This is a genomic window from Actinomadura sp. DC4 (assembly GCF_030406325.1).
GTDB lineage: Bacteria > Actinomycetota > Actinomycetes > Streptosporangiales > Streptosporangiaceae > Actinoallomurus.
This window is the reverse complement of sequence record NZ_JAUEQY010000024.1, coordinates 148,154-162,843: the sequence shown is the minus strand read 5'-3', so window position 1 is coordinate 162,843 and position 14,690 is coordinate 148,154. Positions and strand designations below refer to the sequence as shown.

The 14,690-nt window shown below is 71.7% G+C and carries 12 protein-coding genes; 6 read left to right on the top strand and 6 right to left on the bottom strand.

Annotation, left to right across the window (positions count from 1 at the left end):
* The first annotated feature begins 11 nt into the window (after positions 1 to 11).
* Complete coding sequence (locus QWU11_RS33205; RefSeq protein ID WP_290118441.1) at positions 12 to 1,034, top strand: hypothetical protein; 1,023 nt, start codon at positions 12 to 14, stop codon at positions 1,032 to 1,034.
* Here QWU11_RS33205 and malQ read toward each other — a convergent pair.
* Positions 1,031 to 3,052 (bottom strand): 4-alpha-glucanotransferase, encoded by a 2,022-nt coding sequence (gene malQ, locus QWU11_RS33200; RefSeq protein WP_290118440.1) that lies wholly within the window; start codon positions 3,050 to 3,052, stop codon positions 1,031 to 1,033. The two genes, QWU11_RS33205 and malQ, sit on opposite strands and share 4 nt — an antisense overlap.
* Before the next feature lie 22 nt (positions 3,053 to 3,074).
* Complete coding sequence (locus tag QWU11_RS33195; protein WP_290118439.1) at positions 3,075 to 4,484, bottom strand: amidase; 1,410 nt, start codon at positions 4,482 to 4,484, stop codon at positions 3,075 to 3,077.
* A gap of 204 nt (positions 4,485 to 4,688) precedes the next feature.
* Here QWU11_RS33195 and QWU11_RS33190 point away from each other — a divergent pair, with 204 nt between their 5' ends.
* Positions 4,689 to 5,495: a nuclease-related domain-containing protein gene (locus QWU11_RS33190; protein ID WP_290118438.1), complete on the top strand. Its 807-nt coding sequence runs from the start codon at positions 4,689 to 4,691 to the stop codon at positions 5,493 to 5,495.
* Positions 5,496 to 5,498: 3 nt separating this feature from the next.
* Here QWU11_RS33190 and QWU11_RS33185 read toward each other — a convergent pair whose 3' ends face one another.
* On the bottom strand, positions 5,499 to 6,092 hold the full coding sequence (locus tag QWU11_RS33185; protein WP_290118437.1) for a VOC family protein: 594 nt from the start codon (positions 6,090 to 6,092) through the stop codon (positions 5,499 to 5,501).
* A gap of 98 nt (positions 6,093 to 6,190) precedes the next feature.
* Here QWU11_RS33185 and ilvD point away from each other — a divergent pair, with 98 nt between their 5' ends.
* A complete protein-coding gene (gene ilvD, locus QWU11_RS33180; protein WP_290118436.1) occupies positions 6,191 to 8,047 on the top strand; it encodes a dihydroxy-acid dehydratase in 1,857 nt (618 codons plus the stop codon).
* 422 nt (positions 8,048 to 8,469) lie between these two features.
* Here ilvD and QWU11_RS33175 read toward each other — a convergent pair whose 3' ends face one another.
* The 3 genes from QWU11_RS33175 to QWU11_RS33165 form a co-directional block, all read right to left on the bottom strand.
* On the bottom strand, positions 8,470 to 9,954 hold the full coding sequence (locus QWU11_RS33175; protein ID WP_290118435.1) for a glycoside hydrolase family 71 protein: 1,485 nt from the start codon (positions 9,952 to 9,954) through the stop codon (positions 8,470 to 8,472).
* A 113-nt stretch (positions 9,955 to 10,067) separates the two neighbouring features.
* On the bottom strand, positions 10,068 to 10,820 hold the full coding sequence (locus QWU11_RS33170) for a methyltransferase domain-containing protein (protein ID WP_290118434.1): 753 nt from the start codon (positions 10,818 to 10,820) through the stop codon (positions 10,068 to 10,070).
* Positions 10,821 to 10,825: 5 nt separating this feature from the next.
* Positions 10,826 to 12,922 (bottom strand): prolyl oligopeptidase family serine peptidase, encoded by a 2,097-nt coding sequence (locus tag QWU11_RS33165; protein WP_290118433.1) that lies wholly within the window; start codon positions 12,920 to 12,922, stop codon positions 10,826 to 10,828.
* Positions 12,923 to 13,217: 295 nt separating this feature from the next.
* On the opposite strand from QWU11_RS33165, the gene QWU11_RS33160 reads away from it, so the two are divergent.
* The 3 genes from QWU11_RS33160 to QWU11_RS33150 all read left to right on the top strand — a co-directional run bounded on the left by QWU11_RS33160 (position 13,218) and on the right by QWU11_RS33150 (position 14,688).
* Positions 13,218 to 13,733 (top strand): hypothetical protein, encoded by a 516-nt coding sequence (locus tag QWU11_RS33160; RefSeq protein ID WP_290118432.1) that lies wholly within the window; start codon positions 13,218 to 13,220, stop codon positions 13,731 to 13,733.
* Between the two features lie 213 nt (positions 13,734 to 13,946).
* The gene (locus QWU11_RS33155) at positions 13,947 to 14,456 is read left to right on the top strand and encodes an HNH endonuclease (RefSeq protein ID WP_290118431.1); all 510 of its coding nucleotides are present in this window, start codon (positions 13,947 to 13,949) and stop codon (positions 14,454 to 14,456) included.
* 28 nt (positions 14,457 to 14,484) lie between these two features.
* On the top strand, positions 14,485 to 14,688 hold the full coding sequence (locus QWU11_RS33150) for a zinc ribbon domain-containing protein (protein ID WP_290118430.1): 204 nt from the start codon (positions 14,485 to 14,487) through the stop codon (positions 14,686 to 14,688).
* The last annotated feature ends 2 nt before the right edge of the window (positions 14,689 to 14,690 follow it).

Below are 14,690 nucleotides of genomic sequence, written 5' to 3'. Positions count from 1 at the left end.
AGAGTGAACGGGTGGAGACTGCCCGCGAGGTTCTGACGACGCTCGCGCGGCGGTACGCCTTCGGCGATCTGGCCGCGCTGTGCGAGGCCGGGGCGGCGCGGCTGCCGTCGCCCGTCGCGGCGGAGGTGCGCCTGCTGTGCTCGTTCGGGCAGCGGCTGATCGACCTCGACGCGGAGGACTTCGGCATGCCGGAGCGCACCGGCGACCCGGTCGTCGACGCGTACCGCGTGCCGGAGCACCTCCTGGCGCGCGCCCGGGCCAGCCGGATGCCGCAGTCGGCCAAGGAACGTTCCCGCGGGGCGCTGCGCACGCTGCGCCCCGCGTACGGCCTGCTGCTCGAGGTCATCGAGGCACGCTGGGTACGCCGTGAGATGGCGGCGCTGGTGGCCGCGGTGCACATCGCCGCCGAATACCTTCCGCTGCTCGCGTGGGAGCCCGTGCTCGGGCACGCCGGCGATCCCGGGCGGCTGCCCGCATCCGTGTCGGGGCCGGGCAGCAGGTTCGGCGTGACCGGCGGCGCGACCCGGCTCCGCGACTGCGCGCTGACCCGCCCCCAGCAGTCCGCCGCCGAGCGCGCGCTCCGCGTCGCGGGCGAGCCGGGCCCGGGCTGGCGCAACTACCTCGACCGGCAGCACAGCACGGTCGCCTCCGCGCTGTGCACCTGCGCGGTGTCCTGCCGCACGCCGTGCGACGTCGTCAACCGCCTGGAGCCCGACGTCAGGAGCGACCTGTCCGAGCGCTGCAGGATCGCGCACGAGTTCGCGGAGGGCGCGCTCGTACGCCTGCGGCACGCGGCCCCGGTCGGCCACGGGTTCGGCGTGCCCAACCCCGAAGAGGTCTCCGACGCCTGGGCCCGCTCCCGCACCTCTCTGGGCCGCCTGCCGCTCGGCAAGCGCGTCCTGGGAGAGGTGTCCGGCTACCCGCTGCCGGGCCTGCCGGAGGTCTTCTCCATCGCGGCCGGCCGCGAGATCCGGCCGGACACCCTCCTGCGCGACGTCGCCGACCGCCTCGTGGCGATCCTCGAAGACGGCTAACCGAGGCGGGCGCGTACGGGTTCGATCGCCTTCAGCAGGTGCGGGTCGGCCGGGAGGTCGTCCAGGAGCACCGGGCGTCCCTCGGGGCCGGTCAGGGGCACCCGCCAGTTCGGATACTCATCCGTCGTGCCCGGCTGGTTCTGGGTGCGCCGCTCGCCCGCCGCGTCCGCCAGCGAGATCCCGACCAGCCGTGACGGCGTGCGCGCCAGGAAGGCGTGCAGTGCGGCCGTCATGTCGGACGGGTCCAGGCCGAGCGCGGCGAGCAGGTCGCGCCACTCGCGCAGCCAGCGCTCCTGCTCGGCGTACTCCTCCGACGCCGGGCGGGTCAGCAGGCCCAGCCGCTCGCGCAGCGCGATGTGGTCGCCGTGCAGGAAGCCCTCGACCGGCGGCATGTCGTGGGTGGCCACGGTGGCCAGGCAGAGCTCGCGCCACTTCGGCGGCGGCAGCGGCGCCCCGCCGGAGTCGCGTTCGAACCAGGCCATCGACGTGCCGAACACCCCGCGGTCGGCGAACACCTCGCGCATGTACGGCTCGACGGTACCGAGGTCCTCGCCGACGACGACCGCGCCGGCCTGGTGCGCCTCGTACAGCAGCACGCCGAGCATCTCCTCGTACGGGTACGCGACGTAGGTGCCGTCGGCCGGGGACGCGCCGTCGGGCACCCACCACAGCCGGAACACCTGCATGGCGTGGTCGAGGCGCAGGCCGCCCGCGTGCCGCAGCACGTGGCGCAGCATGTCGCGGTACGGCGCGTAGCCGGAGGCGGCGAGCCGCTGCGGGTGCCAGGGCGGCTGGCCCCAGCCCTGGCCGCGCTGGTTGAAGGCGTCCGGGGGCGCGCCGACCGTCATCCCCTGGGCGAACAGGTTCTGGTACGCCCAGGCGTCCGCGCCGCCCGGGTCGACGCCGACGGCGAGGTCGTGGACCACGCCGATCGGCATGCCGGCGGCGCGTGCCGCGGCCTGCACCGCGCCGAGCTGATCGTCCAGGAGCCACTGGAGCCACGCGTGGAAGCCGACGCGGTCCGCCAGGCGCTCGCGCTCGGCGGCCACGCCGGCCGACGCCGGGTCGCGCAGGACGCCGGGCCACGAGCGCCAGTCCGCGCCGTGCACCTCGGCCAGCGCGCACCAGGTGGCGTACGCGGTCAGCGCGGTGCCCTCGCGCTCGCGGAACGCCGCGTAGGCGGCCTCGCGGCCGGGCGTGCGCGGCAGCGCGTACAGCAGCCGCAGCGCCGCGTCCTTGGCGGCCCAGACCGCGTCGCGGTCGAGTTCGGCGGTCGTGTGGTCGCGCAGGCGTGCCGGGCCGGCCAGCTCGTCGACGCGGTGGCGGACGTCCGGGCCGGCCGAGGAGTACTCGGGCACGTCCTCGGGCCGCAGGTAGAGGGGGCTGGTGAAGCGGCGGCTCATCGGGAGGTACGGCGAGGGCCGGATCGGCGGGGCCGGCTCGCCCGCGTGCAGCGGGTTGACCAGCACGAAGCCCGCGCCGAGGTCGGCGCCGCTCCAGCTCGCCAGCCGGCGCAGGTCGGCCAGGTCGCCCATCCCCCACGAGCCGCGCGACCGCACGGAGTAGAGCTGGGCCATGAAACCCCAGGCGCGCTCCCCCGGATCGGGGGCGCGCGGCGGGGCGACGAGCAGCGGCGCGCTCGCCGTACGGTCGCGGAGGCGGGCGTGGAGCATGTGGCCGCCGAGCGGGATGTCCGGCGGAAGCCGGTAGGCCTCGCCGACCGGCAGCAGGGCGATCTCCCCGCCGCCCGCGAGCGCGACGCTCAGGGCCGCGCCCGCGGGCGCGGTGACGTCCTCCCCCGCGTACGCGACCACGGCCGGCGGCAGCAGGCGGGCCTCACGCTCCTGCCGCAGGCGCTCCAGCTCGTCGCGTACGGCGCCCGGCGAGGAGACGTCCGCGCCCAGCGCGGTCAGGACCGCCCTGATCGTGTCGGGCGGGACGTCCGCCGGTCGCCTGCGCCAGTCGCTGTAGGAGGTCTCGACGCCGTACGCGGCGGCCAGCTCGTTGAGATCGTTCACGATGTCAACGATGCCCGCAGGATCAATCCCAAATCGGCGGATGCCGGTCCGCCCAAGGACGGGCGGCCTCGAGTTGGGCGGACAGGGAGATGAGGGTGTTCTCCTCGCTCATCCGGCCGACGAGCATGACGCCGATGGGCAGGCCGCCGTCGGTCCAGTGCAGCGGGACGTTCACCGCCGGCTGGCCGGTCACGTTGTAGATCGAGGTGAAGGGCGTGAAGCGCTTCTGCCGCTCGAAGTTCTCCGCGGCGTCGACGTCCTCGAAGTAACCGATCGGCACGGGCGGCTGGGCGAGCGTCGGGTGCAGGATGACGTCGTACGCCTCGGCCGCCGGCATCGCCAGGCGGACCGCGAGCTGCAGCGACCCCTGCGCCCTGAACAGCTCGGCCGCGGTGATCGCGTTGCCGCGCTCGCGGAGGTGGCGCGTGAGCGGGCGCAGACGTTCCTCGCGGTCGGGCGCCACCGGGGTGAGCGTGGCCATGGCCGCCCACAGGGTCTCGAAGTGCGGCACCAGGTCGGAGGTGAAGGGCAGGTCGAAGTCCTCGACCTCGTGGCCCAGCTCGACGAGCAGTTCGGTCGCGGCCTCGTAGGCGGCGAGACAGTCGGGGTGGATTTCGGCTCCCGGCACGGCGGAGGCGACGCTGCGGCCGATGCGGAGCCGGCCCGGCTCGCGGTCGGCGGCGGCCAGGAACGTCCCCTCCTGCGGCGCGGCGTGATACATGTCACCTGGGGCGTTGCCGGTCATGACGTCCAGCAGCAGCGCGGCGTCGCGCACGTCGCGGGCGATCGGGCCGTTGGTCGAGAGTCCGGCCAGGTCAGGGACGATCGGCCCGTGGCTGATCCGGCCGCGGGTCGGCTTGATGCCGAACAGTCCGCACACGCTCGCGGGGATCCGGATCGAGCCGCCGCCGTCGCTGCCCTGGGCGACCGGGGCGAGGCCCGCGGCGACCGCGGCGGCGGCCCCGCCACTAGACCCCCCGGCGGACCGGGACAGATCCCAGGGAGTACGCGCGGGTGGCGCAACGGCGTTTTCCGTATAACAGGGCAGTCCGAATTCCGGTGTATTGGTCTTGCCCAGAAGAATCGTGCCCGCTTCGCGGAGCCGGGTGACGACATGGTCGTCGGCGAATCCCTGGAAATCGTCGAAGGCGGACGAGCCGAGCGTCATCGGCACGTCCTTCACCATGTTCAGATCCTTGATGGGGACGGGCACTCCCAGCAGAGGCGGGGTCTCGCCCTGGCCGACCGCCTTCTCCGCCGCTTTCGCCTGGTCGCGGGCGATCTCGGCGGTCACCGTGACGAAGGCGCCGACCTCGTCGCTCAACCGGTCGATGCGATTCAGGTAGTGTTCGGTGAGGTCGACGGGTGAGAGTTCGCGGTCACGGATCGCTGCGGCCTGCTCGCGCGCGCTGAGGTCATGAATTTGCGTCACAACTGTAGACGGTACGCCCACTGAAAGTTGCACGGCGACCTTGGGGGACGACAATGAATCTACCCCGGTCCTAAGGGTGCGAATCTCTATCTTGGGGAGACAAAAGTGTCAACCCTACACGGGTAGGCACTCGGTGCTGAGGCTCGTTACGCTTCCATTGGAAGATCATGTGTGCTGCTGTCGATCAAGCACGGAGTGTCGATAATGGCCCCTGTTGAGCGGGATACGTCAACTCACACCTCCACCCAGGAGCGTGACGACGAGCGACCCGCCGAGGAGAGCCCGTTCGAGCGCCCGAAGGAGGAAACGTACGGCGACTTGATCGGTGACCCCCAGGTGCAAAGGTGGATCCGCCGGTCCGTCGCCGCGCTGGCCCTCGGCCTGCTGTTCGCCCTCATCATCAACATCCCGGTCGGCCTCACCGTCGCCATCCTGGTGGTGGTCGTGGACGTCGTGCTGAAGAACCGCAAGGAGTCGACGGTCGAGGCGTGGCGCAAGCCGTCCGTCGCCGAGCGCAAGACCGAGCGGCAGCTTCGCGGCATGGAGAAGGCCGGCTACCGCGCCCTGCACGCCCGCGCCGTCCCGCGCGACGACGAGGGCGTCAGCGACGGGCAGATCGACCATCTGGTCATCGGCCCGACCGGCGTCTACGCCGTGGACTCCGAAAAGTGGGACAAGCGGCTGCCGGTGCGGGCGATGTCGCACCGCAAGCTGTTCCTCGGCCCCTTCAACAAGAAGGAGCGCCTCGATGAGGCCCGCTGGGAGTCGGAGCAGGCGAGCCGGCTGATCAGCGGCGAGCTCGGCTACGAGGTGCCCGTGCAGCCATCGCTTGCGATCTACGGCCCGGCCATCTCGTGGAAAGTGCTGATGGTCCGCGAGGTCGACGTCTACGCCGGCGCCCGTGCCCGCAACTACCTGCGCCGCCGCCCGAAGATCCTCACGTCGGTGGACGTCGACCGCATCTTCGACGCCGCGGCGCGCGTACTGCCGCCGAAGTACCCGGAAGGCTGAGGCTCACCGCAGCTTGGTGGTGCCGCCGAGGATGGCGGTCAGGCCCTGTTCGCCCTCGCGTACGTCGAACTCAACGCCGAGGGCGGACAGCCGGTTCCGGGCCTCCACCGGCTGCGGATGGCTGCCGCTGAAGGCCGTGAGCGGCACGACCGGCAGCCGGCGGGCCGGATGCGGCGTGCGGCCCCAGTCGATCAGGAACGGCACCACCGGCTCGTACGGGAAGGTCAGCCGCCAGCGGAGCACCTCGCCCTCCGGCGTCCGCCGTGACAACGGCTCGATCGGTCCCGGATCGTACCCCAGCGTGCGCGATCGGGCGACCCTCGCCTCGATGTCGGCGGCGCGTACCGCCCAGGCGGCCAGCCGCGGCTCGGTGAGCTCGTCGATACCGAACGGCCTGGGCCGCTCGGGCTCGGGCTGTTCCGGGTCCGGGCCGATGATCTCCAGATAGCGCAGCTCGCCGAGGCCCAGCAGATGGTTGCGGGTGCCGAGGTCGGGGTGCGGCCCGCCCTCCACCGGCCGTACGCCGGTCAGCTTGGCCAGCAGCCGGACGCTCTCTTCCAGGTCCGGCGTCGCGTAGACGAGATGGTCAAGTGTCATGGATTCCCCGGTTATGCCCGCTATGTAAGACGGTGTGTCTCAGCCCTCTGCTCCTACCCCGTACGATCGAAGTCTGAGCACAAGGGGATGGAGAGGTCATGCCACCGCTGAGGTCACGCACGGTAACGCACGGCAGGAACATGGCGGGAGCGAGAGCGCTGCTCCGCGCCACCGGTGTCGCGCGAGAAGACTTCGGTAAACCCATCATCGCGGTGGCCAACAGCTTCACCGAGTTCGTACCCGGCCACGTGCACCTGCGCGAGGTCGGCCAGGTGGTCGCCGCCGCCGTCAAGGAGGCAGGCGGGATCCCGCGGGAGTTCAACACCATCGCGGTCGACGACGGCATCGCCATGGGCCACGGCGGCATGCTCTACTCCCTGCCGTCCCGCGAGCTGATCGCCGACTCCGTGGAGTACATGGTCAACGCGCACTGCGCGGACGCGATGATCTGCGTCTCCAACTGCGACAAGATCACGCCCGGCATGCTGATCGCGGCCATGCGGCTCAACATCCCGACCGTGTTCGTCTCCGGCGGGCCGATGGAGGCCGGCAAGCCGGTCGACGGCACCACCAAGCTCGACCTGATCGACCCGATGATCGCCGCCGCGGACGAGTCCGTGTCCGACGAGACCCTCGCGCAGATGGAGGAGAACGCCTGCCCGACCTGCGGGTCCTGCTCGGGCATGTTCACCGCCAACTCGATGAACTGTCTGACCGAGGCGATCGGCCTGTCGCTGCCCGGCAACGGCACGATCCTGGCCACGCACGTCGCGCGCAAGAAGCTGTACGAGGACGCCGGCCGCCGGATCGTGGAGATCACGAACCGCTACTACGCGGATGACGACGACTCGGTGCTGCCGCTCAGCATCGCCACCCGCGACGCCTTCGAGAACGCCATGGCGCTCGACGTCGCGATGGGCGGCTCGACCAACACGATCCTGCACCTGCTCGCCGCCGCGCGCGAGGCGGGCGTCGACTTCGGCCTCAAGGAGATCGACGAGCTCTCCCGCCGCGTGCCGTGCGTCTGCAAGGTCGCGCCGGCCACGGCGAAGTACCACATCGAGGACGTCCACCGGGCCGGCGGCATCCCCGCCATCCTGGGCGAGCTCGACCGCGCCGGGCTGCTCAACCGCACCGTGCACACGATCCACGGCGACTCTCTCGGCGCCTTCCTGGACTCCTCCGACATCCGGTCCGAGAACGTCTCGCCGGAGACCCTGGAGGTGTTCCACGCCGCGCCCGGCGGGGTGCGCACCACCAAGCCGTACAGCCAGAACACCCGGTGGGACTCCCTCGACCTCGACCGCTCGGAGGGTTGCATCCGCGACGCCGAGCACGCCTACACCAAGGACGGCGGCCTGGCCATGCTCTACGGCAACCTCGCCGTCGAGGGCGCGGTCGTGAAGACCGCGGGCGTCGAGGAGGAGCTGTGGACGTTCTCCGGCCCCGCCGTGGTCTTCGAGAGCCAGGAGGACGCCGTCGAGGGCATCCTGGGCAACCGGGTCAAGGCCGGTGACGTCGTGGTCATCCGCTACGAGGGCCCCAAGGGCGGTCCGGGCATGCAGGAGATGCTCTACCCGACCTCGTTCCTCAAGGGCCGTGGCCTCGGCAAGGCCTGCGCGCTGGTCACCGACGGGCGTTTCTCCGGCGGCACCAGCGGGCTGTCGATCGGCCACGCGTCCCCGGAGGCCGCGGGCGGCGGCGACATCGCCCTGGTCGAGGACGGCGACCGCATCGTCATCGACATCCCGAACCGAGAGCTGAGCCTGGACGTGCCCGCGGAGGAGCTGCGCGCCCGCCGCGAGCGCCTCCTGAAGGAGCTGGGCTCCTACCGCCCGCGCGACCGTCGCCGGCCGGTGAGCGCGGCCCTGCAGGCGTACGCGGCGATGGCCACGTCCGCCTCGACGGGCGCGGCGCGCGACATCTCCCAGCTCGGGAACCCCTCGGCGCTCTGAGGCGATGAAGGCCTCGGCCGGCCGGTCCGCTCGGCGATCTCTCGCAGCGGCATCGGCCGGCCGTGTCCGAGCCACCAGGCGACGGCCTGGACGACATCGCGCCCGGCCGGGCGGCGTCGGTCCGGGCCGAGACCGGCGGGTGAGGTGCGCCGGTGGTCTCGACGCGATCGGCGGGACGGTCCGCCTGGAGCAGGCCGCGCGCCCACACCGACCTGGAGGACCGGCGCACCATCGGCGCCACCATGATCGGTCCCTGAAAGCGCGTCGGGCCTGAGCACGACCGCCCGGCTCGCCCGCCGTGGGTGCCGCCTCGTCTCCGCCGCCGTCACCACCTGACCGCACGACGGCGGTGCGGGCACGTCGGCCTCGCTCGTCCACACGAGACGGACCGGGCCCCTATGACCGCCTGGGAGCGCGAGGGGCTACCGGCCGCTGTCCACCGCGTAGTACTGCTCGTCCTGTACCGTCGGCGTGCTCGTGACCGTGAACGGCGACGTGACCTGGGGGGTCACGGCGCCGGCGCGGCTCACCGACACCGTGTTCACGCCCGCTTTCAGCGGGAACAGCTCGGCGTGCACCCCGGCCGGGGCGGTGTAGGTGTGCGCCACGCCGCCGATGGTCGCCGTGACGGTCGCCGACGCGGTGAGCATCGTCAGTACCTCGACGTCGTCACGTGCCGGGCTGCTGCCGCCGCGCAGCGCCATCAACTTCGTCTCCGCGGTCGTCGGCGTGGCCGCGGCCGGCTGGATCCGGTGCGTGAGGTACGCGACGTCCTTGGTGATCGCCGGGTACGCGCCGGTCTTGTACCGGGTCAGGTAGTACGACGAGATGTCAAGGTAGGTATAGCCGTGCCGGGCCGACGGTGAGAGCTGGGCGCCCTCGGAGTAGTCGTTCCAGGTCGGGATCTGCACCCAGTCGGCGCCGCCGATCGCGGCGGTCCAGGTGAGCCGGAGGTTCTCGGTGTTGTTCGCCTCGTCGTAGACGCCCTGGTTGGGCCGCTCGTCCTGCACCGAGACCGGCTGCATCCAGGGCTTGCCCAGGTTGTGTGCCTTGGTGATGTTCGTGCTCAGGCTCGCGTTCGCCGCGGGGTTACGGTTGCCCCAATTGGACAGGCCGTAGCTGATCGGGGCGAAGGCGTCCATGTTGGACCCGGCGTTCACGAAGCACGGCACCAGCGCCACGGTGATCCCGTACGTGGTCTTCATCGTGTTCATCCAGGTCGTCCACCAGGCCGGGGTCCTGGCCTCGGCCTTGAACGGCGAGACGACCAGACGGCCGTCCGCGAGGTGGTAGACGGCCGGCGACGAGGCGACACTCGCGACCGCGGCGGCGAGCGTGTCACTGTCCGTACTCGCGAGCCCGTTCATGTCGGGCATCAGCATGATCTTGAAGTTCGGGTCGGTCGCCGCGGCCGCCTGGATGAGCGTCTTGACCCGGGCCCAGTTGGCGCTGGAGGAACTCACCGACAGCAGGTCGGCGGTGAACCCGTCGAGGCCCGCCGCGGTCGCCCGCGACACCTCGGTCTCCATGTCCTTCAGCTGGTAGCCGGTGCCGATCGGGTCACGCGCCGGCGGGCGGTCGCGCAGCAGCCCGCCGTACGCCGCGTGGATCCCGCCCTCCCCGGTCGCCGACAGGTAGTTGCGGGTGTAGTAGTCGGCGCTCGCCGCCTTGTCGTCCAGCGAGACCGGGTACGGCGTGAAGTAGTGCGCGAAGACCTTCTTCGCCGAACCCTTCAGCACGCTCTGGGCGGGCAGTTCGAACGGCAGCGGCCCGGTGTTCGCGGCCGTGCCGTCGGCCGCGGCGAGGCTCGCGGACCGCGCCTCCCCGTGGCCGTGCGTCGTCCCGCTCACCGCGAACCATGTGGCGGCGAGCCCGGCGGCGGCCAGAGCGACTGTTCGGTTCCTCACCGATCCGACTCCCTGCTGAATTGGCCACCCGAGGGGGGCAAGGCGTACTAAATCCGACCAGAATGTAGCGCAGCACTCGGTTCGGCGGAGGTGATTCACTTCTCGAACGGGCCTTAGGCGAGGGTGGCGCCGGCGAACTGCATCAGGCCGTACGAGCGGCGGCGGACGGTGGAGAAGCCCGCCGTGCCCAGGGCCTCCGTGAGTTCGGCCGGGCTGAACATCCGGATTCCCGTCAGATCGCTCAGGGCGCCCATCCCGTGGCCGACGACCGGCAGGCCCGGGCGGCGGGTGGTCAGCACGACCAGGCGTCCGCCCGGCCTCAGCACCCTCGCCATGCCCGCGAGCGCCGCCCATGGGTCCTCGAAGAGGTAGAGCGCGCCGTAGCAGCACACCGCGTCGAAGGCGCCCTCACGAAACGGCAGGTCGACCGCGTCGCAGCGGACGTACTCCACCCCGGACCCGGGCGGGGTGTCCGCGACGGCGCGGCCGAGCATGGTCGCCGAGGCGTCCACGCCGACCACGAGCCCGTCTCCGGTCAGGCCCGTGGCCAGCGCGCGGCTCACGTTGCCGGGGCCGCACGCGACGTCGAGAACGGTCGCGTCCGGCGTCTCGGCCAGGCCCAGCCACTCGCGGGCCAGGGCGTACTCCTCGGCCGTGCTCGGGCCGAGCGGCCCGCCCTTGGACAGGCCGAAGACCACCGGCCGCCACACGTGCTCATAGATCCGTGGCAGGCCGGCGGAGCGCATGAGCCGCTGGGCGACCGTGTCGTGCGGGCCGGCCACCTCGCCGAGCAGGTCGAGGTAGCCGTGGCCGAGGTCCGGCTCGGGCGGGGCCGGGTCGAGGAGCTTGAGAACGCGTTCGGTCACCGGGCCTACCCGTCGACCGTGAGGCCGGTGTGGGCGGCGGTGAAGGCCAGCGTGTCCACGGTCAGGTCGACCGAACGGCTGATCGCCCGCGAACCGTGGCCGACCTGGGCCTCGTTGCGCAGCAGGATCGGTCCCCCGGCCGCCGCGTGCTGCAGCGCCGCGCACATCTTGCGGGCGTGCAGCGGGTCGACGCGCGTGTCGCTCTCGAAGACCGTGAACAGCGTGGCCGGGTAGGCGACGCCCTCGGTCACGTGGTGGTACGGGGAGTAGGCGTAGAGCCACTCGAACTGCTCGGGGTCCTCGGCCGAGCCGTACTCCACGTTCCAGGTCTGGCCGAGCCCGAACTTCTCGTACCGCACCATGTCCAGCAGCGGCGCGGAGCACACCGCGGCGGCGTACAGGTCCGGGCGCTGGGTGATCGCGGCGCCGACCAGCAGGCCGCCGTTGGAGCCCCCGGCGATCGCCAGCTGCTCGGCGGTGGTCCATCCGTCGGCGATGAGCTTCTCGGCGGCGGAGTGGAAGTCATCGAAGACGTTCTGCTTCTTGTCCAGCATCCCGGCGCGGTGCCAGTCCTCGCCCTCCTCCGAGCCGCCGCGCAGGTTGGCCACGACGTACACGCCGCCCGCCTCCACCCAGGCGAGCGTCGTCGCGGAGTAGGCCGGGGTCAGCGGGATGTTGAAGCCGCCGTAGCCGTACAGGATCGCCGGTCGCGGGCCCTCGCGGCCGTCGGGGCGGGCCACGACGATCATCCGCACCTCGGTGCCGTCGTAGGAGGTGTAGGTGACCTGGGTCGCCTCGACGTCGGGCACCTCGACGGCCCCCGGCGCGGACGCCCAGAGGCTGATCTCGCCGGTACGGGCGTCGAAGCGGTGGACCGACACCGGTGTGGTGTTGTCGGAGTAGACGAACCAGGCCTCGTGGCCGCCCTCCGGGCGCTCGCCGATGCCGCCGATCGAGCCGAGGCCCGGCACGGGCACCTCGCCGATGCGCTCGCCGGTCGCCAGGTCGTGGATGCTGATCTCGCTGAGCGCGTGGCGGGTCCAGCCGGCGAGCAGGATCGGCCGGTCGAGGTCGTCGAGGATCGCGAAGTCGGTGAGGACCGCCTCGGGGTCCTCGGGGATCAGGTCGTGCCACGTCTCGTGGGAGGGCGTGGCCGGGTCGGTCACGCAGAGCCGGCTCCGGGGGGCGTCGCGGTCGGTGAAGATGTACGCCCGGCCGTCGCGGCCGATGTGCAGGCCCGTCTCGGCGTCGACGCCTTCCTGGACGACCTCGAGCGCCGGGCTCTCCAGCGGCGAGGTGCGCAGGTCGGCGATCCACAGGTCGTTGCGCGGCGCGGTGCCCTGCGAGGAGGACAGCGTGAGCCAGTTGCCGTCGCGGCTGACCCCGACGCCGTAGTAGTTGGTCTTCTCCAGCCCCTCGCCGAAGATCATCACGTCGTCGGTCTCGGGGTCGGTGCCGACCCGGTGCAGATAGACGCGCCGGTGGTACTGCTCCTCGCCGGCCGGAACCTGGTCGGCGGGCAGCCGGCGTACGTAGTAGTAGGCCTCGCCGCCGGGCAGCCAGGCGACCGGGGTGTAGCGGCACCGCTCGATCGGCCCCTCGACCGTCTCGCCGGTGGCGATGTCCATGATGTAGAGCTTGGACTCCTCGTCGCCGCCATGGGAGAGCTGGTACGAGAGGAGCCGTCCCTCCTTGTCGGGCTGCCAGGAGTCGAGCGTCGTGGTGTGGGAGGGGTCGAGCGTCATCGGGTCGATCAGCGCCCGCTCGGTCTCCGCACCGCCCTCGGCCGGCGGGTCGACCGTGTAGAGCACGGCGTGCTCCTGGTCGGCCGTACGGCGCATGAAGAAGTGCCGGTCGCCGCGCCAGACCGGCGAGCCCACCATGCCGGCGCCGAGCAGTTCCCTGATCCGGGCGCGCAGACGGTCGCGGCCGGGCAGGCCGTCGACCTCCTGGTGGAACAGCTCGTCCTGTTCCGTCAGCCAGGTCTTGGTCTCCTCGCCGTGGGGGTCCTCCAGCCAACGGTAGGGGTCGGGGACACGGCGGCCGTGGACGTCCTCGACGAGATCCTCACGGCGGGCGGAAGGGTACTGCGGTCGGCTCATGTGCGAACTCTACGAAATCAGCGCCATGGTCAGGGCGGTCCAGGGTGCTTTACCGGCAAATGTGAGCAAGCAGCGGTTTTATGGGTGGGACGGATTGCACGTTTCCGCCGCCGAGTGGCGGCCGAGCCACGACGGGCGGATGAGGCGAGGCCCCTCACCGCCGGTCATGGCCCCTCACTGACCGAATCATGACCAAGTTCGGCGACTCTCCGGCGGCGACGCGGGCACGGCGACCGTGCCGTGAGCCATAGCCTGGCCCGGCGGACGTTTCCGCATGTCGATCGGGGGGTTTGGCATGAGAGGCAGCATCGCGCAACTCGCGATTCCCGTACTGGCCATAGCGCCGGCACTACTGGCCGTCACGCCGGCGGCGCACGCCGACGCGAGGCCGCCGGCGGCGGACCTGCGGATGGTCTACGAGAACCCGCAGATCACCAAGGACAACTCCAGCATCACGTGGCACTGGATGCTGACGAACCGCGGCGCCGCGGGCGCCGAGACCGTCATCGCGACGCACCGGGTCTCGGCCGGCCAGCAGGTCGCCGGGGCCTCCCGGCCCTGTACCGCCGAGGGCAGCAACGTCGTCTGCCGGTACGACACGATCAAGCCCGGCGAGACGCGGCTCGGGTGGATCAAGACCAAGCTGGGACCGGTGAGCGGCACGATGCGCGTCAGCGCACAGGTGTCATGGCACGAGGCCCCGACCGCCCTGCCCGGTATCGACGATCCGTCCGCCGTGGACGCGGCGCCGTGGGGCGTTCCCCCCGGAGCCGGTGCCTCCGGCCGCAAGCCCAGGCAGGACCACCGCTGACCATCGGGGATGAAGACCCCTTTACAGCGATTGCCTGCTAATGGGGTAGCGAAATCCACATCTCAGCGGCCACACTGATTTCAGTTCGGGTATCACCCGTGAGGAGGTCCTCGTGGCGGGTGCGCTGGTGCTGGAGATCGTCGAGCCTCGTCCCGAGGCGCGCTGGAGCGTGCCCCGCGGGGCTACCGGCGCCTGTGTCCCGGAGGCCGTCTGATGAGACAGGTTTTGCTCCTCAACGCGACATACGAGCCACTCACCACTCTGCCGCTGCGACGCGCCGTCTGCCTGGTCCTCCGGGAGAAGGCGGAGATCGTGCACCATGACGTCTCCGGTGCCCGGCTGCGCTCGGCGACCGTGGTGGTCGAGATGCCGTCGGTGATCCGTTTGCTGCGCTATGTGCGGATCCCCTACCGACAACGGGTGCCGCTCACCCGGGCGGCCCTCATGCGGCGCGACAACTTCCGCTGCGCCTACTGCGGCCGGCGCGCGGAGACGATCGACCACGTGATCCCGCGCAGCCGCGGCGGCAAGCATCTGTGGGAGAACTGCGTCGCGTCCTGTATGCCGTGCAACCACCGCAAGGCCGACAAACTCCTGGACGAGCTGGGCTGGCAGTTGCCCGTCGCCCCCGCCGTCCCGCGTGGCGCCCACTGGCGCCTGATCGGGCTGGTCAACGACGGCGACCCGCAGTGGGCCCCCTACGTCTCCGAGCCGGCCGCCTGATCGCCGGAGAAGGACGTATTCTGATCCCGTGCCACGCTATGACTATCGCTGCCGCGCGTGCGGGTCGACGTTCGAGCTGAGCCGGCCGATGAGCGAGGCGTCCGCGCCCGCCACCTGCCCGGACGGCCACGGCGACACGGTGAAACTCCTTTCGACGGTCGCCATGACGGGCGGCGCCGCGGCTCCGCCCCAGGCGGGTGGCGGCTGCTGCGGCGGCGGGTGCTGCGGCTGACC